16 protein-coding genes are annotated in these 19,635 nt (G+C 64.0%); 12 read left to right on the forward strand and 4 right to left on the reverse strand.

Annotated elements, in window-relative coordinates:
* The first annotated feature begins 124 nt into the window (after positions 1 to 124).
* The 10 genes from ACODS9_RS02895 (at position 125) to ACODS9_RS02940 (ending at position 13,042) form a co-directional block, all read left to right on the forward strand.
* Positions 125 to 1,807 (forward strand): fatty acid--CoA ligase, encoded by a 1,683-nt coding sequence (locus tag ACODS9_RS02895; RefSeq protein WP_489093187.1) that lies wholly within the window; start codon positions 125 to 127, stop codon positions 1,805 to 1,807.
* A 330-nt stretch (positions 1,808 to 2,137) separates the two neighbouring features.
* Positions 2,138 to 4,027, forward strand: a complete 1,890-nt coding sequence (locus ACODS9_RS02900) for a DUF1302 domain-containing protein (RefSeq protein ID WP_401106505.1) — start codon at positions 2,138 to 2,140, stop codon at positions 4,025 to 4,027.
* A 25-nt stretch (positions 4,028 to 4,052) separates the two neighbouring features.
* Positions 4,053 to 5,417: a DUF1329 domain-containing protein gene (locus ACODS9_RS02905; protein WP_401106507.1), complete on the forward strand. Its 1,365-nt coding sequence runs from the start codon at positions 4,053 to 4,055 to the stop codon at positions 5,415 to 5,417.
* A 212-nt stretch (positions 5,418 to 5,629) separates the two neighbouring features.
* Complete coding sequence (locus ACODS9_RS02910) at positions 5,630 to 8,347, forward strand: winged helix-turn-helix domain-containing protein (protein ID WP_489093188.1); 2,718 nt, start codon at positions 5,630 to 5,632, stop codon at positions 8,345 to 8,347.
* A 147-nt stretch (positions 8,348 to 8,494) separates the two neighbouring features.
* The gene (locus ACODS9_RS02915) at positions 8,495 to 10,102 is read left to right on the forward strand and encodes a response regulator (RefSeq protein WP_414535807.1); all 1,608 of its coding nucleotides are present in this window, start codon (positions 8,495 to 8,497) and stop codon (positions 10,100 to 10,102) included.
* Positions 10,099 to 10,791 carry a sensor histidine kinase gene (locus ACODS9_RS02920; RefSeq protein WP_023631285.1) on the forward strand — a complete coding sequence of 231 codons (693 nt, stop codon included), beginning with the start codon at positions 10,099 to 10,101 and terminating at the stop codon, positions 10,789 to 10,791. Before ACODS9_RS02915 ends, ACODS9_RS02920 begins: the two co-directional genes overlap by 4 nt.
* 156 nt (positions 10,792 to 10,947) lie before the next feature.
* A complete protein-coding gene (locus ACODS9_RS02925) occupies positions 10,948 to 11,226 on the forward strand; it encodes an AbrB/MazE/SpoVT family DNA-binding domain-containing protein (RefSeq protein ID WP_023631284.1) in 279 nt (92 codons plus the stop codon).
* Entirely contained in the window at positions 11,223 to 11,570 is a 348-nt protein-coding gene (locus ACODS9_RS02930; protein WP_489093189.1) for a type II toxin-antitoxin system ChpB family toxin, read from the forward strand. The genes ACODS9_RS02925 and ACODS9_RS02930 overlap by 4 nt, the downstream gene beginning before the upstream one ends.
* Before the next feature lie 12 nt (positions 11,571 to 11,582).
* The gene (locus ACODS9_RS02935) at positions 11,583 to 12,227 is read left to right on the forward strand and encodes an MBL fold metallo-hydrolase (protein WP_489093190.1); all 645 of its coding nucleotides are present in this window, start codon (positions 11,583 to 11,585) and stop codon (positions 12,225 to 12,227) included.
* 95 nt (positions 12,228 to 12,322) lie between these two features.
* Positions 12,323 to 13,042, forward strand: coding sequence for a YiaD family glycine zipper/OmpA-like lipoprotein (locus tag ACODS9_RS02940; RefSeq protein ID WP_046857106.1), 720 nt, complete (start codon positions 12,323 to 12,325; stop codon positions 13,040 to 13,042).
* A gap of 48 nt (positions 13,043 to 13,090) precedes the next feature.
* On the opposite strand, the gene ACODS9_RS02945 is transcribed toward ACODS9_RS02940, so the two are convergent.
* The 4 genes from ACODS9_RS02945 to ACODS9_RS02960 are packed head-to-tail and all read right to left on the reverse strand — an operon-like array spanning position 13,091 to position 17,266.
* Positions 13,091 to 14,221 carry an agmatine deiminase family protein gene (locus tag ACODS9_RS02945; protein WP_489093191.1) on the reverse strand — a complete coding sequence of 377 codons (1,131 nt, stop codon included), beginning with the start codon at positions 14,219 to 14,221 and terminating at the stop codon, positions 13,091 to 13,093.
* A 4-nt stretch (positions 14,222 to 14,225) separates the two neighbouring features.
* Positions 14,226 to 15,320, reverse strand: a complete 1,095-nt coding sequence (locus tag ACODS9_RS02950; protein ID WP_427594138.1) for an extracellular solute-binding protein — start codon at positions 15,318 to 15,320, stop codon at positions 14,226 to 14,228.
* A gap of 3 nt (positions 15,321 to 15,323) precedes the next feature.
* Entirely contained in the window at positions 15,324 to 16,220 is an 897-nt protein-coding gene (aguB, locus tag ACODS9_RS02955; RefSeq protein ID WP_489093192.1) for an N-carbamoylputrescine amidase, read from the reverse strand.
* Positions 16,217 to 17,266, reverse strand: coding sequence for an agmatine deiminase family protein (locus ACODS9_RS02960; protein WP_489093193.1), 1,050 nt, complete (start codon positions 17,264 to 17,266; stop codon positions 16,217 to 16,219). Before ACODS9_RS02960 ends, aguB begins: the two co-directional genes overlap by 4 nt.
* A gap of 134 nt (positions 17,267 to 17,400) precedes the next feature.
* On the opposite strand from ACODS9_RS02960, the gene ACODS9_RS02965 reads away from it, so the two are divergent.
* The gene (locus tag ACODS9_RS02965; protein ID WP_401106528.1) at positions 17,401 to 18,252 is read left to right on the forward strand and encodes a LysR substrate-binding domain-containing protein; all 852 of its coding nucleotides are present in this window, start codon (positions 17,401 to 17,403) and stop codon (positions 18,250 to 18,252) included.
* A 150-nt stretch (positions 18,253 to 18,402) separates the two neighbouring features.
* Entirely contained in the window at positions 18,403 to 19,602 is a 1,200-nt protein-coding gene (fabV, locus tag ACODS9_RS02970) for an enoyl-ACP reductase FabV (RefSeq protein WP_046857100.1), read from the forward strand.
* Positions 19,603 to 19,635: the final 33 nt, after the last annotated feature.

The raw sequence follows: 19,635 nt of genomic DNA on the forward strand, positions 1-19,635 counted from the left end.
ACGGTAGCGCCTGCGCTCATACCCGCACGGCACAAATCATTCCTTCGGCTGATTTGACCGCTGCGTCACCGAACTACAGTTGTTGTCTGAACTGTCCTGCCCGCTTTGAAGAAAAGGGATACCCATGCTGCAGACACGCATCATCAAGCCCGCCGAGGGCGCCTACCAGTACCCACTGTTGATCAAGCGTCTGCTGATGTCCGGCAGCCGCTACGAAAAGACCCGCGAGATCGTCTACCGCGACCAGATCCGCCTCACTTACCCGCAACTGAACGAACGTATCGCCCGTTTGGCCAATGTGCTGACCGAGGCCGGGGTGAAGGCCGGCGACACCGTGGCGGTGATGGACTGGGACAGCCACCGCTACCTGGAATGCATGTTCGCCATCCCGATGATCGGCGCCGTGGTGCACACCATCAACGTGCGCCTGTCGCCGGAGCAGATCCTCTACACCATGAACCACGCCGAAGACCGCTTCGTGCTGGTCAACAGTGATTTCATCGGCCTCTACCAGGCCATCGCCGGGCAGCTGACCACGGTACAAGGTACCGTGTTGCTGACCGACGGGCCGGACAAGTCTGCCGACCTGCCGGGCCTGCTAGGCGAGTACGAGCAACTTCTGGCCGCGGCGAGCCCGCATTATGACTTCCCCGATTTCGATGAAAACTCGGTGGCCACCACCTTCTACACCACCGGCACCACGGGCAACCCCAAGGGCGTCTATTTCACCCATCGCCAGCTGGTGCTGCATACCTTGGCCGAAACCTCGGTCCTCGGCAGCCTGGACAGCGTGAGGCTGCTGAGCAGCAACGATGTCTACATGCCGATCACGCCGATGTTCCATGTGCATGCCTGGGGCATCCCCTACGCGGCGACCATGATGGGCATCAAGCAGGTCTACCCGGGGCGTTATGAGCCGGACATGCTGATCAGGCTGTGGCGTGAGGAGAAGGTGACCTTCTCCCACTGCGTACCGACCATCCTGCAGATGCTGCTCAACTGCCCGTCGGCAGCCGGCCAGGATTTCGGTGGCTGGAAGATCATCATCGGCGGCAGCGCCCTCAACCGCGCGCTGTACCAGGCCGCACTGGCCCGTGGTATCCAGCTCACCGCCGCCTACGGCATGTCCGAAACCTGCCCGCTGATCAGTGCCGCGCACCTGAATGACGAGTTGCAGGCCGGCAGCGAGGATGAGCGTACCAGCTACCGGATCAAGGCTGGCGTGCCGGTGCCCTTGGTCGAAGCCGCCATCGTCGATGGCAATGGCAATTTCCTGCCCGCCGATGGCGAAACCCAGGGCGAGCTGGTGCTGCGCGCGCCCTGGCTGACGATGGGCTACTTCCGCGAGCCGGAGAAGGGCGAGGAACTCTGGCAGGGCGGCTGGCTGCACACTGGTGACGTCGCCACGCTCGATGGCATGGGCTTCATCGACATCCGCGACCGCATCAAGGATGTGATCAAGACCGGTGGCGAATGGATCTCGTCCCTCGACCTGGAAGACCTGGTCAGTCGCCACCCGGCGGTGCGCGAGGTCGCGGTGGTCGGGGTACCCGATCCGCAGTGGGGCGAGCGCCCGTTCGCGTTGCTGGTGGTGCGCGAGGGGCAGAGTATCGATGCACGTGCGCTCAAGGAGCACCTCAAGCCTTTCGTCGAGCAGGGACACATCAACAAGTGGGCGATTCCCAGCCAGATCGCCCTTGTTACTGAAATTCCCAAGACCAGCGTCGGCAAGCTCGACAAGAAGCGCATCCGCGTGGACATCAGCCAGTGGCAGGCCAGTAACAGCGCATTCCTTTCCACCCTGTAACCCAGGCGCGGGTCGTGCTCCTTTCAGCGCGACCCGCAGACTAGACAGTATGCCGCCTTGTCAAACAGCAGAATTGAGCCATGCTTGAGCACTGCCAGCGCGCAGGCCGGCCGATCGGGGTGGGCCGCAAGCAGGACGCGCAAATCACACTTTAGAGGGATCAAGCACCTGTGACCGCTGGCTATAGTCGGGTCAGGGGATTTTCAGGAATGGGGGAGGGCGCCGCACGGCAACGCGCGGCGTCACGGGCAGGAGCCTGCTTCACCAGGCGCTCGAGCCGTTTCTGAAAGGACTCACTGCCATAACAAAAAAGTACATGGAGTAGCGTCGATGACATCTGCAAACCCGTTCTGGCGCCGGGCGAAACTGCCCCTGGCCGTCAGCCTCGCTTCCACGCTCGCAAGTCCTGCTTTCGCGGTCAGCTTCAACATCGGTGAAATCGAAGGCCAGTTCGACTCGTCGCTCTCCGTTGGCGCCAGCTGGTCGACGGCCAATCCCAACAAGAACCTCATCGGGGTCAACAACGGTGGTAATGGCCTGTCGCAGACCTCCGACGACGGTCACCTGAACTTCAAGAAAGGCGAGACCTTCTCGAAGATCTTCAAGGGTATCCACGACCTGGAGCTCAAGTACGGCGACACCGGCGTGTTCGTCCGTGGCAAGTATTGGTATGACTTCGAGCTCAAGGATGAAAACCGCGAGTTCAAGGACATCAGCGACTCCAACCGCAAGGAGGGCGCCAAATCCTCGGGCGCGGAGCTGCTCGACGCCTTTGTCTATCACAACTACTCCATCGCCGATCTGCCGGGTTCGGTGCGCCTGGGCAAGCAGGTAGTGAGTTGGGGGGAGAGCACCTTCATCGGCGGTGGCATCAACTCAATCAACCCGATCGACGTGTCCGCGTTCCGCCGTCCGGGGTCCGAGATCAAGGAAGGCTTGATCCCGGTCAACATGTTCTACGTCTCCCAGAGCCTGACCGACAACCTCTCGGCCGAGGCCTTCTACCAGATCGAGTGGGACCAGACGGTCGTCGACAACTGCGGCACCTTCTTCTCCCAGCCCGACATTATCGCCGACGGTTGTACCGACAACCTGCGTGTGCTGAACAGCAGCCGTACCCTCAATGCCTTGCCGGCGATAGCGCGGGGAGCACTGGCCGCCAATGGTGTCAACTACAACGAGGAAGGCGTGCTGGTGCGCCGTGGCGCTGACCGTGATGCCCGCGACAGTGGCCAGTGGGGCGTCGCGTTCCGCTACATGTATGAGCCACTCGACACTGAGTTTGGCGCCTACTTCATGAACTACCACAGCCGGGCACCGATCTTCAGTGCCACCGGTGCCTCGCCGGCCGCCTTCGCCCGCGCTCGTGCGCTGGCGGCTGGGCCATTGGCGGGGCTTGCGCCGCTGGTCGTGGCCGGCAACTCGCAGTACTTCGTCGAATACCCCGAGGACATTCGCCTCTACGGTCTCAGCTTCTCCACCACCTTGCCCACCGGTACCGCCTGGAGTGGCGAGATCAGCTATCGTCCTAACGCACCGGTACAGCTGAACAGTACTGACATCCTGTTTGCCGGCGTCAAGCCACTGGGCGGGCCGGTGTTCGGCAATGCCTCGGTACTCGACGGCCAGGAAGGGCAAGACCTGCACGGGTATCGCCGCAAGGAAATCACCCAGTTCCAGACCACCTTTACCCACTTCTTCGATCAGGTGATGGGCGCCAGCCGCATGACACTGGTGGGTGAGGTCGGTGTTACTCACGTCGGTGGCCTTGAAAGCCGTGACAAGGCCCGCTATGGCCGCGACCCGGTCTACGGCCCAGGCGATCTGCCGGGCAATGCCTGCCGGCTGCTCAATGCCAGCACCATCAGTGGTTCCGGCCTGGGCAGCTCGAGTGCCAACCTCACTCGCAACTGCGAAGGTGACGGATTCACCACCAGTACGTCGTGGGGTTACCGCGCACGCGCCATCTGGGACTACAACGATGTCTTCGCCGGGATCAACCTGAAGCCCAGCGTGGCCTGGTCTCATGATGTCTCGGGCTACTCCCCGGGTCCTGGCGGCAACTTCGAGGAAGGCCGCAAGGCCGTCAGCCTGGGCCTGGACGCCGAATACCAGAACACCTACACGGCGAGCCTGTCGTACACCAACTTCTTCGATGGCAAGTACACCACCGTGGATGACCGCGACTTCGTCGCGCTCAGCTTCGGCGTGAACTTCTAAGAACATTGATCCAGGACGACAAAGAATGAAAATGACCACACGTCTGCTGCAAGCCGGTGTACTGGGCATGTCCCTGCTGGCAACCAGCGTCATGGCTGCGGTTTCCGCTGACGAGGCCGCTAAGCTGGGCGCGTCGCTCACCCCGATGGGCGCCGAGAAGGCCGGTAACGCCGATGGTTCCATCGGCCCGTGGGAGCCGCTGTCCAAGAGCGCCGGCAGTGCCGACGCCAAGGGCTTCCTCTCCGACCCTTACGCCAGCGAAAAACCGCTGTTCACCATCACCGCGCAGAACGTCGACCAGTACAAGGACAAGCTTTCGCCTGGCCAGGTGGCGATGTTCAAGCGTTACCCGGATAGCTACAAGATCCCGGTGTACAAGACCCACCGCGGCTCCACGGTGCCGGACGATGTCTTCGCCGCCATCAAGGAAAACGCCACCAAGACCACCCTGGTCGCCGGTGGCAACGGCCTGGAGAACTTCAAGACCGCCGTGCCGTTCCCGATTCCCAAGGACGGCCTGGAGGTGATCTGGAACCACATCACCCGCTACCGTGGCGGCAGCGTGACCCGCCTGGTCACCCAGGCCACCCCGCAGCAGAACGGCTCCTACAGCCTGGTGTACTTCCAGGACCAGTTCGTCTTCCGCGACAAGATGAAGGACTACGATCCGGCCAATCCCGGCAACATCCTGTTCTACTTCAAGCAGGAAGTGACCGCTCCGGCCCGTCTGGCCGGGACCGTGCTGCTGGTCCACGAAACCCTCGACCAGGTCAAGGAACCGCGCAAGGCCTGGATCTACAACGCCGGCCAGCGCCGTGTGCGCCAGGCGCCGCAAGTGTCGTACGACGGCCCGGGTACCGCCGCCGACGGCCTGCGCACCTCCGACAACCTGGACATGTACAACGGCGCGCCAGACCGTTACGACTGGAAGCTCGAAGGCAAGAAGGAGATGTACATCGCCTCCAACGCCTACAAGCTGGACGATCCGAAGCTCAAGTACAGCGACATCATCAAGGCCGGGCATATCAACCAGGACCTGTCGCGTTACGAGCTGCGTCGCGTCTGGCACGTGGTCGCCACGCTCAAGCCGGGCCAGCGCCATATCTATGCCAAGCGTGACTTCTATATCGACGAGGACACCTGGCAGGCCGCGGTGATCGACCAGTATGACGGTCGCAACCAGTTGTGGCGTGTTTCCGAGGCTCACGCCCAGCCGTACTACAACGTGCAGGTGCCGTGGTACACCCTGGAAGCCATCTACGACTTGCAGTCGGGTCGCTACCTGGCGCTGGGCATGAAGAACGAAGAGAAAAGTGCCTACAACTTCGGCTTCAGCGCCAGCAAGGCAGACTTCCAGCCAGCGGCATTGCGCCAGGCGGGTGTGCGTTGAGTCGTTAAGCGCAAACTTCGTTTGATCTCCCAGAACGCCCCGGCATGCCCGGGGCGTTTCTGTTCCAGAAAGTGTCCGCCCATCAGCATTGTTTCTTTTTGTTGTAGTCTTTTTCGCTCGATGCGTTTCCATCATCTTCAAATGCGCCGCGTTTGCCGCTAGTCTCGCAACCATCCGTACCGCCGCATTACTCCAATCAGAACGAGCCGGCCATGACAGATTTGTCCCGTACGCATGGAGTCGCCAGCCAGGCCCTGGGCCTGCTGGACGGGCGTTTCTTCCGTCCACCCCTGCCGGAGGCTCACGTCCCCCGGGGGCGTTTGTGCCAGCGCTTGCAAGGCGGGCTGGTCGGGCGTCTGCTGTTGGTGAACGCCCCGGCCGGGTTCGGCAAGAGCTCGCTCGCCATTGAGTTCTGCCAGGAGCTGCCCAGCCATTGGCGCAGCCTCTGGCTAGGGTTGAGCCAGCGCGATGCCGACCCGGGCCGCTTTCTCGAGCGCCTGCTCGAAGGGCTGCAGCAGTTCTGCCCGGCGCTCGGCGGGCAGGCCATGGGCCTGTTGAAGATGCGCCAGCGTCATCAGCCCTTCGCCTTCGAGGAATGGCTCGATGGGCTGCTCGATGAGCTCGCGCTCTATCTGCAGCCGGACACCCCCCTGCTGCTGGTCCTGGATGACTACCATCTGGCCCAGGGGCCGGTGCTCGATCGATGCCTGCAGTTCTTCCTTAATCACCTGCCTGCCGGGCTGGTCCTGCTGGTCACCAGCCGTCAGCGTCCCGACTGGCATTTGGCACGCCTGCGCCTGTCGCGCCAGCTGGTCGAGCTTAACGAGCAGGACTTGCGCCTGACTGCTGATGAAGCGCTGGCGGTGATCGGCCGCCAGCCCACCGGTCTGCGCGGCCAGGCCCTGGACAACCTGATCCAGCGCAGCGACGGCTGGGTGGCCGGGCTGCGCTTCTGGCAGCTGGCGGCCAGCGAATCCGGCGATGACAACGCCTTGCCCCAGGCACTGCATGGCGGCGAGGGACTGATTCGCGACTACCTGCTCGAGGAAGTGATCGAGATCCTGCCGGCGCCCGTGCAGGCGTTTCTCTACGACACCGCCTGCCAGGAGCGTTTCTGCGCCGAACTGTGCGATGCCCTGCGCGAGCGGCACGACAGTGCCGAGATCCTGCGCTACCTGCAGGCCCACCAGGTGTTCCTGGTGCCGCTTGATGAGCATGGCCTGTGGTTCCGCTATCACCATCTGTTTTCCGATCTGTTGCGCAGCCGGCAGGCCAGTGGCCCCCAGGCGGGGTTGCACTTGCGTGCCTGCCGCTGGTTCGAAGGGCAGGGCCTGCTGGATGAGGCGGTGGAGCAGGCCCTGCGGGCCGGCCACCTGGATGTGGCGGCGGACCTGGTACAAAGCCTGTCGGAGGAGCAACTGCTCGCCGAACAGAATGTCGGCATGCTGCTGCGCTGGAAAATGGATTTGCCCGACAGCCTGCTGATCAGTACGCCCAGGTTGATTGTCCTGTACAGCTGGGCCCTGGGGCTTGCCTGCCAGTTGGACGCCGCCGAGGAGCTGGCGGCCTACCTGAGCCGTTTCCTGCCCGCGCCTTCGGCCACGGCGCAAAAATCGATGCTCGCCCAGTGGCTGGCCTTGAGCGGGGTCATCGCCCGCGGCCGTGGTGATCGGGAGCGAACCCTCGCCTACTGTGGCGAGGCGCTGCAGAGCCTGCCGAGCAAACGTTATGGGCAGCGCCTGGTGTGCCTGTCGACCTTGTCGAACCTGGCCATCGCCGATGGCGATTTCTGGCGGGCGCGGGGCTGGAACCGAGAGGCGCTCGAGCTGGCGCAACGGGTCGGCAATCCGCTGTTCGAGGCACTGGCCCATTACGACCGGGCGCGGGTGCTGCACGCTCGAGGCGAGATACTGCGGGCACTGGATGAAGTGCGTCAGGGGCTGCAACGGTTGCAGGGCCTGTCGGGGCAACGCCTGTATGCGGTGCGCGCCCGGCTCACCTTGTACGAGGGCTACCTGTTGGCCACCCGCCTGCACTGTGCCCCGGGCCGTGCGCGTTTGCGCGCCGGGCTCAGCGAGGCGCGGAGCTGTCGCGATATCAGCGTCCTGATCGGGCACTGCGTGATCGCTTCGCTCGATGGGCGCGAAGGGCGGTTCGCCGAGGCATTTTCCGAGCTGGCCGAGGCCGAGCGGCTGATGCATATCTGGGATGTGCCGCCGATCTTCTATCTGGCCATGATTACCCTGGTGAAGTGCGAGCTCTGGCTGGCCCAGGGCCGTACGGACCTGGCGGAGTCGTGGCTGTTGCGCCTGGGGCAGACCTACGGTGGCGAGCAGCCTGCCGCCGCGCCGGAGTTCCACCCCTTGTTGCCGCTGCATATCGAGTTGCAGCAAGCGTTGCTGGAGCGGGTGCTGGCCCGTGTCGACGATGCCGAAGCGAGGCTGCACAGGCTGATCGAGCGCGGGCAGGTCAGCGCTGGCATGACGCTGATGGTCAGCGCGCAATGCCAGTTGATCGCGTTGCTGTTGGCCCAGGGGCGTGAGCCCGAGGCGGCCAAGCTGCTTGCGCAGGCACTGGAGGCTGCGCAGGGCGGTGCCTTGCAGGCATTCCAGCGCTTGATCGAGGAGCAGCCGCAATGGCTGCGTGAGCAGTTGGCCGGCCGTGCCGCCTGCCCCGTGCAGCGCGATCTGCTGACGTACCTGCCGCAATCCCTCGTTGCCAGCACCTGCACCACCGAGGCCCTGAGTAGCCGCGAGTTCGCCGTGCTGGAGCTTATCGCCCAGGGTTGTTCGAACCAGCAGATCAGCGAGCGGCTGTTCATTTCCCTGCATACGGTCAAGACCCACGCCAGTCATATCAACAGCAAGCTGGGTGTGGAACGGCGTACCCAGGCGGTGGCCAGGGCCAAGTCCCTCGGGTTGCTCGTCTAGTGGTTTACAGCAGGGGCGGCCGTTAAGATAGTGGCACAAGGCTATCGCCGTTCCGGGCTCATCTTTCCCGATCCGCTGCCGATACACTTTTCGGCGATGCGTATCGCCGTGCGCCACTTCCCACTTCTTCCAATACAGGTCGTGTTGATGCTGCAGTACGGGCAAAAAAGCTTTCTGATCGTCGACGACTTTACCGACTTCCGCACCTCGACCCGTTCGATGCTTCGCGAGCTGGGCGTCCGCGACGTGGACACCGCCGACAGTGGCGAGCAGGCGCTGCGCATGTGCGGGCAGAAACGCTACGACTTCATCCTCCAGGATTTCCATCTGGGCGATGGCAAGAAGAATGGCCAGCAGGTGCTCGAGGACCTGATTCTCGACAAGCTCATCAGCCATGAATGCGTGTTCATCATGGTCACCGCCGAGAGCAGCCAGTCCATCGTGCTCAGCGCCATCGAGCACGAACCCGACGCCTACCTGACCAAGCCCTTCAACCGCGTGGGCCTGGCCCAGCGTCTGGAGAAGCTGACCCAGCGCAAGACCTTGCTCAAGCCCATCCTCCAGGCCCTGGATCGCAGCCGCCCGGCCGAGGTGCTCGCCGCCTGCGCCGAGCTGTGCAAGAAAGACCCGCGGTTCGCCCCGTTGTGCCTGCGCTATCGCGCCGATGCCTTGCGCGACCTCAATCGTTTCGACGAGCTGGAGAAGTTTCTCAAGAACATCCTGGCCAGCCGCCCGCAACCCTGGGCCTACGCGGCGCTCGGCAGCCTGTTGCACAAGCGTGGCCAGAACGCCCAGGCCCAGGGCGTCTACGAGCAGGCCCTCAAGGCCTTCCCGATCATGCCCAACCTGTACGATGGCATGGCCGATGTGCTGGTGGCCCAAGGCGAAACCAAGCGCGCCCAGCACATGCTCGAAGAGGCTGTGCGCCTGTCGCCGCTCGCCGTGCGCCGCCAGGCTGCGCTGGGCAAGCTGGCGCTGGATAACGCCGACTTCGAAAGCGCGTCCAAGGCCTATCGCCATGCGGTCAACCAGGGGCAGAGCTCGCGCTACAAGGACGCCGAAAGCAATCTCGGCCTGGTCCAGGCGCTGATGAGCAAGAACACCGGCAACGGTCTCGATGCGCGCACCCGGGTGGAAATCAACACCGTGCTCAGCGAGGTGGCCAAGGAGAACGTCGAGGACCAGGGCCTGCAGGTGCGCGCCCGCTTGATGAAGGCTGCCAGCCTGCAGCAGGCCGGTGACCCGGACACCGCCGCCAAGCTCACCGAGCAGGCGATGCTGCGCCTGGAAAAGATGGATCAGTTCTTCTCCGTCGAGGCGGCGCTGACGGTGGCCAAGCAATTGCAGCAACTCGGTCAGGACGCGGCGGGCACCTCTATCCTCAAGGGCTGCGTGGAAACCTACGGGGACGATCCCAAGGTCATGCAGAGCGTCGCCAAACTCACCGACGACCCGCTGGTGCTGGGGGCGGTGACCGAAGCCGTGGACCTCAACCGCCAGGGCGTGCGCAGCTACCAGGGTGGCCAGCTCAACGAGGCGCTGGGCATGTTCCGCAAGGCGCTGTCGCTGCAACCGAAGAACATCAGCATCGCCCTGAACACCGCCCAGGCGCTGCTGCGCATCGGCGGCGAGACGCCACCGCCGGCGTTGATGCAGGAGTGCCGCGACTGCCTTACCAGCGTGGCCGGCATTCCCGCCAGCGACAGCCGCTATGACCGTTATCGCAAACTGCACATCCGGGTCTTTGGCGCATGAACCAGGACAACCAGGGGCTGGATTTTTCCACGGTGATCGCCTCCACCGTGCACGATCTGAAGAACTCGCTCTCGGCGCTGACCCACGCCCACAGCCAATGGCTGGCGCGCCTGCCTGAAGAGCTGCGCGGCGGTACCGAGCAGGGCGTGGTGGAGCACGAACTCAGCCACTTGAACGGCATGCTGGTGCAGTTGCTGGGGCTCTACAAACTGGGCGTCAACCAGTTGCCCATCTGCCCGGACTACCACGAGCTGGACGACTTCATTGAGGCCCAACTGGCGGCCCAGGAAGACGTGATCAAGCACCGCGACATCCTCGCCACCTGGCGCATCGAGACCGAAAGCCCGTTGGGTTTCTTCGACCGTGAACTGGTCGCCTCGGTGGTGGCCAACGTCCTCACCAACGCCATCCGCTATGCCGGCCACGCCTTGTTGATCAGCATCGAGGAAGAGGGCGAGCAGCTGGTGATCAGCGTCAACGACGACGGCGCCGGTTATCCACAGCGCATGCTCGAACGCCAGCATGACTACGTGCAGGGCATCGATTCGCAGAGTGGCAGTACTGGATTGGGGCTGTATTTCGCGGCGCGAATTGCCGCGTTGCACGAGCGCAATGGCGTACGCGGGCGGATCGAGATCGCCAATGGCGGGACGCTGGGGGGCGGGTTGTTCCGGTTGTATCTGCCCTGAAGACGGTAGAAATTGTTGCCTGCATGGGCTCGTTTCCCAAGATAAAGTGAGGCATTTCCTTCTCGCTGCAGGTGGTCTTTTTTCTGCGCTGGACGAGTGGCAATGTAGATACTTGGTTTCTACATTTCACTTGCTATCACCGGGAGGGTTTCTACTATGTATCTACCGTGGGAGATACTTATGCAGATCAAGATTCAGCAGTGGGGAAACAGCGCCGCTATTCGAATTCCCTCCACCGTCCTCAAGCAGATGCGTCTTGAAGTGGGATCAACCCTGAGTCTGGATACGGCTGGCGAGAGCATGGTGCTCAAGCCTGTCAGATCGAAGCCCAAGTACACGCTTGAAGAGTTGATGGCGCAGTGCGATCTGAATGCTCCGGAGCCGGAGGACATGGCTGCCTGGAACACGATGCGTCCGACCGGGCGTGAAGTGTGAGGCGCGCCAAGTTCGCGAGGGGAGAGATCGTCAGGGTCAACCTGGACCCTACCGTTGGTCGAGAGCAGCAGGGTGCGGCACGACCAGCACTGGTCCTTACCCCGAGCACGTTCAACATTTCCGGGCTTGCAGTGATCGCGCCGATATCGCAGGGCGGGGATTTTGCCCGACATGCGGGATTCGCGGTTACGCTTAGCGGCGCCGGTACCCAGACGCAAGGCGTATTGCTCTGCAATCAGATCCGGGTCGTTGATTTGGAGGCAAGGCAAGCCAAGCGCATCGAGTCTGTGCCTGAGGCGGTAATCCTGGATGCATTGGCGCGCGTTCAAACACTATTCGAGTAATGGGTCGTTTTCATGGCAAATCCTGCGGTAACCCTCATCCGCGAAACCTTCCCCGTCGGCCCCTTGCAGTGCAACTGCACCTTGATCGGTGACCCGGTCAGCAAGCACGCCATCGTCGTCGACCCGGGCGGGGACGAGCAGAAGATCCTCGCCCGCCTGCAGCACCATGGCCTGACCCTGGTGAGCATCATCCACACCCATGCCCACTTCGACCATTTCCTCGCCTCGGGCAGGCTCAAGGAGCTGACCGGCGCCACGCTGCACCTGCACAAGGCCGACCAGCCGCTGTGGGAAAACCTGGAAATGCAGTGCCAGATGTTCGGCGTGCCCTATACGCCGGTACCGTCGCCGGACCAATGGCTGAGCGACGACGAGGCGCTGGCCTGCGGCTGCGGCGTGGCGTTGCACACCCCCGGGCACACGCCGGGCTCGATGAGTTTCTGGTTCGCCGAGCACAAGTTGCTGATCGCCGGCGATACCTTGTTCCGCCGTGGTGTCGGGCGCACCGATTTGTGGGGAGGCGATCAGCGGGCTATCGTTCGTTCCATCAAGGAACGGCTGTACCGCCTGGATGAGGACGCCATCGTGGTGACCGGCCATGGCCCGGACACCCGCCTCGGCGACGAGATGCGCGAGAACCCCTTCGTGCGCGCCTGAGGTTTCATGGAATTTTTCCGCTGCGCTGCAATCCAAGGCTGGCATAGATCCGTAGTCGATCCGCTGCACTTTCGAATTTCAGTAGGAGCTTGTCCATGTTCACCATGCGTCGTCTGATTATCGTCGCTACCGCCGCCGCGCTGATGTCTGGTTGTGCCAGCCCCAACCCGTATGACAGCCAGGGCCAGGCGCAGGGCTCCACAGGGATGAGCAAGACCGCCAAATATGGTGGCCTGGGCGCGCTGGCCGGCGCCATCGCCGGTGCCGCCATCGACCACAACAACCGTGGCAAGGGGGCGTTGATCGGCGCCGCCGCGGTCGGTGCTGCCGCTGCCGGTTACGGCTACTACGCCGACAAGCAGGAAGCCGAGCTGCGGGCGCAGATGGCCAATACCGGCGTCGAAGTGCAGCGCCAGGGTGACCAGATCAAACTGATCATGCCAGGCAACATCACCTTCGCCACCGATTCGGCGAACATTGCCCCAAGCTTCTACTCGCCGCTGAACAACCTGGCCAACTCGTTCAAGCAGTTCAACCAGAACACCATCGAAGTGGTGGGCTTCACCGACAGCACCGGCAGCCGCCAGCACAACATGGACCTGTCGCAGCGCCGCGCCCAGTCGGTCAGCACCTACCTGACCTCCCAGGGCGTGGATTCGTCGCGGGTCAGCGTGCGTGGCATGGGCCCGGACCAGCCAATCGCCAGCAACGCCGATGCCAACGGCCGTGCGCAGAACCGTCGCGTCGAGGTCAACCTGAAGCCGATCCCGGGCCAGCAGTATGACCAGCAAGGGACCGTGCAGCAGTATCCGTAAGCGCCTGGTTGAAGATGCCGGGGCTGCGCGCCAGCCCCGGCAATTGCGCTAGATCGCCGGGCACTGGTTGGTCACGCAGTGAATCCCGCCCCCTCCCGCCGCAATGGCGTCGATGTCCAACTGCACCACCTTGCGCCCCGGGTACAGCTTCACCAGCAACGCCCGTGCCTGCTCATCGGCACTGCGGTCGCCGAACTGCGGGGCGATCACCGCACCGTTGATCACGAAGTAATTGATATACCCCGCCGCGAAATCCGGATTGTCCTTGTTGAACTTGCTGCGCCTTGGTTTCAAGGGCGGCGACATCGTATGCACCTGTAGCTTGCGCCCGTCGGCATCGGTGGCGTTGCGCAGGATCTCGAGGTGCTTGAGTGTCACCTCGTGGTCGTAGGAGTCTGGATCGTTGTCCAGATTCGCCACCACCACGCCGGGCGCGGCAAAGCGGGCATAGAAGTCCACGTGGGCATCAGTGATGTCCTTGCCCTTGATGCCCGGCAGCCAGATGATCTTGCGCAGCCCCAGCCGCTCCTTCAGTTCCGCCTCGACCTGGGCCTTGCTCCAGCTGGGGTTGCGGTTGCTGTTGATCCAGCTGCTCTCGGTCATGATCCCGGTGCCATGGCCGTCCACTTCGATACCGCCGCCTTCGCCCACCAGCTCGCTCTGCTGATACTGGGCGCCAGCCAGCTTGGCGACGCGGGCTGCGAGTTTGGCGTCATGGCGGTGTTGCTGCTTGCCGCCCCAGCCATTGAAGTTGAAGTCCACGGCGCCCAGCACGCCGTCGTCGTCGACCACGAAGTTGGCGCCGATGTCGCGCATCCAGATGTCGTCCAGCTCGGTCTCGACGTAGGTGATGTTGTGGCTGCCGCATTCCTCCTCGGCAATGTCGCGTTCGCTGGCGCGGCAGAACACTGTCACCGGCTGATAGGCAGCGATGGCGCGGGCGATGCGCCCGAGGGCGGCCTGGACGTCTTCGGTGAAGTCTTCCCAGATGGCGTCCTGGGCGCCGAAGGCGATGTAGGCGCGCTGGTGCGGCTCACCCTCGTCGGGCATGAACCAGCGGCCTGCTTCGCTGGCGCGGGCGCTGCTGCTGCCGCTGGCGAAGGGCAGGCCGAAGCCGGCGGCGGCACCGAGGCCGGCGACGACGCTCATGTGTTGGAGGAAAATGCGGCGAGTGGGCATGGGGTCAGTCCTGTGCGGTCTTGAAACGGGTCCAGACACGCATGCGCGCACGCATGTCGGCCTGGGGGATGTCCTTGCCCGGGATCAAGCGGGTGAAGGTGGCATCGCTGAGGTAGATGTCCGGGTTGTCACGCAGGCGCGCGTCCACCTGCGACCGGGCCTTGGCACTGGCAGTGGGGTAGCCGGTGAAGTTGCTGATCGCGGCCATGTTCTCCGGGCGCATGACGAAGTTGATGAAACGATAGGCGTACTCCGGGTGCTTGGCATCGGCGGGGATGGCCATGGTGTCCATCCACACCGTGGTGCCTTCGCGAGGCACGCGGTACTGGAAGTCGATGGCCTTGCCCGCGGCTTCGGCGGTGCGCTGGGCCTGGATCACGTCGCCGCTGTAGCCCAGCGACAGGCAGGTGTTGCCATTGACCAGCTCGGTGACCGGTTGCGACTGTAGCTTGCGCACGTACGGGCGGATGCCCTTGAGCAGCTCGCTGGCGGCGGCCAGGTCCTCGCGCTTGGCGCTGCGTGGTTCGCGGCCCAGGTAGTGAAGCACCACGGCCAGCACTTCGTCGGGCGAGTCGATCATCGAGATGCCGCAGTCGGCGAACTTGGCCGCCAGCTCCGGCTTGAACAGCAGGTCGAGGCTGTCGAGCGGGGCGTCGGGCATGCGCTCGCGGATCTTCTTCGCGTCCATGGTCAGGCCGATGGTGCCCCAGGTGTAGGGCACGGTGGCCTGGCTGGCCTTGGGGTAGCGGTCGTGCAACTGGCGCAGGCCGGGCTCGATATCGTCGAGCGCGGTCAGCTGCTTGCGATCCAGTGTCCGCAGGCTGCCGGCGCGCATCAGCCGCTCGGCCACGGTGTCGCCAGGGAAGACCAGGTCGTAGCCACTGCGCCCGGACATCAGCTTGGCCTCGAGCACCTCGCTGCCGTCCATGACGTCGTAGATCACCGGGATGCCGGTTTCGGCGGTAAAGCGCTTGAGGGTGTCCTCGGCAAAATAGTCGGCCCAGTTGTACAGACGCAGGGCGTCCTGTTCGGCCTGGGCAACACTGGCGCAGGCCAGCAGGGCGGCGATGGCGAGCAGTTTTGATGGACGGCTTGGCATGGTTCAGGCCCTCGCAGTCTGTGGGGTACGGCCGTCAAGGGTCAGCAGCGGCGCATACATGTCGGGGCGGCGGTCGCGGTAGATGCCCCAGCTCAGGCGGTCTTCGCGCATGCGCGCCAAGTCCAGGTCGTGCAGCCAGACGCCGCTGCTGTCACGGTCGGCCTCTTGCAGCATCGCGCCTTTGTGGTCGCAGATGAACGACGAGCCGTAGAAGCGCATGCTCAGGTTGTCGTCGCTATGCGCCACTTCATGGCCGACGCGGTTGGCGGCCACCACTGGCAGCAGGTTGGCGGCGGCATGGCCACGCATGGCCATCTGCCAATGATCGCGTGAATCCAGTTCGGCGGCGCCAGGCTCCGAGCCGATCGCAGTGGGAAACAGCAGCACTTCGGCGCCCATCAGCGCCAGGCAGCGGGCGGTCTCGGGGAACCACTGGTCCCAGCAGATGCCGATGCCCAGGCGACCGAAGGCGGTGTCCCAGACCTTGAAACCGGTGTCGCCGGGGCTGAAGTACTCCTTTTCCTGGTAGCCGATGGCGTTGGGGATGTGGGTCTTGCGGTACACACCCAGCAGGCGCCCGTCGGCATCGGCCACGGTCAGTGAGTTGAAGAAGGCGTTGCCGGCCCGTTCATACCAGCTGAGCGGCAGGACCACGCCCAGTTCCTTGGCCAGCGCGGCGAAGCGCTTGAGCAGCGGGCTGTCGTGGTAGTCCTGGGCCAGGGCCTGGTGGCTGTGGCACTGCTCGATGCAGAAGTACGGGGTGGCGAACAACTCCTGCAACAGGATCACCTGGGCACCCTTGGCAGCGGCCTGGCGCACCAGTTGTTCGGCGTGGTCGAGGTTGGCGGGCAGGTCCCAGCTGCAGGCCATCTGCGTGGTGGCGATGCGCAGCGTGCTCATGGGCGGGCTCCCTGCCAGGCCGGCTGCTGCTGGGTGATGCAGTGGATGCCGCCACCGCCGTGGGCGATATGGTCGATGCGCACCGGTACCACTTCGCGACCGGGGAAGGCCAGGGCCAGTTGCTGCGCGGCGGCCTGGTCGGCGTCGATGCCATAGGCCGGCATGATCACCGCGCCGTTGGCCAGGTAGAAGTTGGTGTACGAGGCGCAGAACACTTCGGCTTCGGTGTCCACGGCCGCGGTGGCCTCGAACAGGTCGAGCAGTTCGAACGAACGGCCCTGGGCGTCCGTGGCCAGTTCCAGCGCGCGGCGGTTTTCGCGGGCCACTTCGGCATATACCGAGCCCTGGTCGTGGGTGGCGTCGACCAGCAGCACGCCGGGGTGGGCGAAGGCGCACACGCCATCGACATGGCCGTCGGTCATGTCGCCGGTGACGTACTGCGGGTCGCCCGGCAGCCAGATGGTCTTGCGGATGCCCAGCAGGCGGGCGAAGCAATCCTCGAAGTCAGCCTTGCTCAGGCCCGGGTTGCGGTTGGGGTTGAGCAGCACCGATTCGGTGGTGATCAGGGTGCCTTCGCCGTCGACATGGATGGCGCCGCCTTCGTTGCACAGCGGAGTGCTCAGGCCTTCCAGGCCAAGGTGATCGAGGATGCGCCGGGCCAGGCTGCGGTCCTTGCCGTGCTCGGACTTGCCGCCCCAGGCGTTGAAGCGCCAGCTCAGGCCCGCCACGCCGTGTTGCGGGTGGGTCAGGAAGGTCGGGCCGCTGTCGCGGCACCAGCTGTCGTCCACGGCCAGCTCGACCAGCTCGATACCGGCGCCGCACAGCTCGCGGGCGATGGCCATGGCCGACGGATCGACCACCATCTTCACCGGCTCGAAGCGGGCGATGGCGGCGGCCACTCGGGCGTAGTCGCGCTGCACGTCGGCCAGGGTCACGCCCCAGCCCGACTCCCACAGCGGTTGGTTGTGTGGCCAGATCATCCAGGTGGCGGCGTGGCGGGCCCATTCGGCGGGCATGCGCCAGCCGCTGTCGAGGGACAGGGTCATAGTGAACTCCGATCTATTAGGGATTGTTATCAACGAAGCCCGCCGTCGCGGGTGTTGTCGTCCATGTTATGACTGGGAATTCGGGGCGACAAACGATAGATTTAGCGTATTTCTGATTAGTCAGGCTTATCAGCATGCTCAAGCATTGGCCCCCGCTCAACGCCCTGCGCGGCTTCGAAGCCGCTGCCCGGCTGGGCAGCTTCCACAAGGCCGCCGAGGCCCTGAACCTCACCCAGTCGGCAATCAGCCAGCAGATCCGCAGCCTGGAGGGCTACCTGGAACAGCCGCTGTTCCACCGCAGTGGCCGTAGCGTCAGCCTGACCGACGCCGGGCACGATCTGCTCAGCACCACTCAGGCCTTGTTGCAGCAACTGGCGGTGGGCATCCGCCGCCTGGAGCAGTACCGCAAGCCTAACCAACTGGTGGTCAACACCACCCCGGCGTTCGCCCGGCACTGGTTGCTGCCGCGCCTGGCGGACTTCCACCAGCGCTGCCCGGAAGTGGACCTGTGGCTGTTCACCAGTTTCGAGGTGCCGGACATGGCCAGCGAGACCATCGACCTGGCGATCCGCGACGATATCGGCGCCCAGGCCGAATGCAGCTTCACCGTGCTGCACCAGGATCAGCTGTATCCGGCGTGCCATCCGGACCTGCCCGAGCAGGGGCGGACCACCCTGCATGGCGAGCGGGAGATGGACTGGAGCCATTGGCAACTGGAGGGCGGGGAGGACGTGGGGCAGCAAGGCAAGGGGCTGAACTTCTCCGACCCAGGGTTGCTGCTGGAGGCGGCGGGCGAGGGGCTGGGGATCGCCCTGGTCAGTCAGTTGCTGGCGCGGCGGATGGTCGATGAAGGGCGCCTGCGGTCCTTGTCGGTACAGCGCGTGCGCGGGCCGGTGTGGAGCTGCCTGGTGCATTGGGAAAGTCAGGAGGATCCGTTGGCGCGGCAGTTCCTGGGGTGGTTGAAGGCGGCGCTGGCGCAGGTATAGCGTTTGTCAGAGCCGCTGCGGTTTTTCATTGCTCCGATCACCCCGTAATATGTGTCGGATGACTTGCGAGGGTAGTCTCACCCTCTAGATCAAACGGCAGCACCCCGAATCCGGGCGCTGCCCCAGCCTAAACCTGACGAGGTACAGACATTGGCCATCATTCATCCCAAGGTTCGCGGTTTCATCTGCACCACGACTCACCCCAAGGGCTGCGAGCTCAACGTCCGTGACCAGATCGAAGCCACCCGCAAGCTGGGCGTGCGCGAGGATGGTCCGAAGAAAGTCCTGGTGATCGGTGCCTCCAGTGGCTACGGCCTGGCCGCCCGCATCACCGCGGCGTTTGGCTTCAAGGCCGACACCCTGGGCGTGTTCTTCGAAAAACCGGGCACCGAGACCAAGGCCGGCACCGCTGGCTGGTACAACGCCGCCGCCTTCGACAAGTTCGCCAAGGCCGAAGGCCTGTACAGCAAGTCGATCAACGGTGACGCCTTCTCCGACGAAGCCCGCGCCAAGGTCATCGAGCTGATCAAGAACGAAATGGGCGGCCAGGTCGACCTGGTCATCTACTCCCTGGCCTCGCCGGTGCGCAAGCTGCCGCAGACCGGTGAAGTGATCCGCTCGGCCCTGAAGCCGATCGGCCAGCCGTACAAGTCGACCGCCATCGACACCAACAAGGACACCATCATCGAGGCCAGCATCGAGCCGGCCACCGAGCAGGAAATCGCCGATACCGTCACCGTGATGGGTGGCCAGGACTGGGAACTGTGGATCGACGCCCTGAATGCCGCCGGTGTTCTGGCGCCACAGGCCCGTACCGTGGCCTTCAGCTACATCGGCTCCGACATCACCTGGCCGATCTATTGGGACGGCGCGCTGGGCAAGGCCAAGCAGGACCTGGACGAAACCGCCCAGCGCCTGGCCGGCAAAGTGGGTGGCAGTGCCAACGTGGCCGTGCTCAAGTCCGTGGTTACCCAGGCCAGCTCGGCCATCCCGGTGATGCCGCTGTACCTGTCGATGGTGTTCAAGATCATGCAGGAGAAGGGTATCCACGAAGGTACCCAGCACCAGCTGGATCGCATGTTCCGTGACCGCATGTACCGTGCGGACGGTGAGCCGGCTGCCCTGGACGACGAAGGCCGTCTGCGTCTGGACGACTGGGAGCTGCGTGATGACGTGCAGAACGCCTGCCGCGAGATGTGGCCTAAAGTGACCACCGAGAACCTGTTCGAGCTGACCGACTACGCCGGTTACAAGAAGCAGTTCCTCAACCTGTTCGGCTTCGAGCGCGCTGACGTCAACTACGACGAAGACGTGGCCACCGACGTACGGTTCGACTGCGTCGAGCTGTAAGCAAGTCCTTGACCGCGCAGCCGTTCATGACGG

This window comes from Pseudomonas sp. FG36 (genome assembly GCF_057809275.1).

Coding starts and splice junctions, on each gene's coding strand:
- ACODS9_RS02895 (WP_489093187.1), top strand. CDS start 125: ATGCTGCAGACACGCATCATCAAGCCCGCCGAGGGCGCCTACCAGTAC.
- ACODS9_RS02900 (WP_401106505.1), top strand. CDS start 2,138: ATGACATCTGCAAACCCGTTCTGGCGCCGGGCGAAACTGCCCCTGGCC.
- ACODS9_RS02905 (WP_401106507.1), top strand. CDS start 4,053: ATGAAAATGACCACACGTCTGCTGCAAGCCGGTGTACTGGGCATGTCC.
- ACODS9_RS02910 (WP_489093188.1), top strand. CDS start 5,630: ATGACAGATTTGTCCCGTACGCATGGAGTCGCCAGCCAGGCCCTGGGC.
- ACODS9_RS02915 (WP_414535807.1), top strand. CDS start 8,495: ATGCTGCAGTACGGGCAAAAAAGCTTTCTGATCGTCGACGACTTTACC.
- ACODS9_RS02920 (WP_023631285.1), top strand. CDS start 10,099: ATGAACCAGGACAACCAGGGGCTGGATTTTTCCACGGTGATCGCCTCC.
- ACODS9_RS02925 (WP_023631284.1), top strand. CDS start 10,948: ATGTATCTACCGTGGGAGATACTTATGCAGATCAAGATTCAGCAGTGG.
- ACODS9_RS02935 (WP_489093190.1), top strand. CDS start 11,583: ATGGCAAATCCTGCGGTAACCCTCATCCGCGAAACCTTCCCCGTCGGC.
- ACODS9_RS02940 (WP_046857106.1), top strand. CDS start 12,323: ATGTTCACCATGCGTCGTCTGATTATCGTCGCTACCGCCGCCGCGCTG.
- ACODS9_RS02945 (WP_489093191.1), bottom strand. CDS start 14,221: ATGCCCACTCGCCGCATTTTCCTCCAACACATGAGCGTCGTCGCCGGC.
- ACODS9_RS02950 (WP_427594138.1), bottom strand. CDS start 15,320: ATGCCAAGCCGTCCATCAAAACTGCTCGCCATCGCCGCCCTGCTGGCC.
- aguB (WP_489093192.1), bottom strand. CDS start 16,220: ATGAGCACGCTGCGCATCGCCACCACGCAGATGGCCTGCAGCTGGGAC.
- ACODS9_RS02960 (WP_489093193.1), bottom strand. CDS start 17,266: ATGACCCTGTCCCTCGACAGCGGCTGGCGCATGCCCGCCGAATGGGCC.
- ACODS9_RS02965 (WP_401106528.1), top strand. CDS start 17,401: ATGCTCAAGCATTGGCCCCCGCTCAACGCCCTGCGCGGCTTCGAAGCC.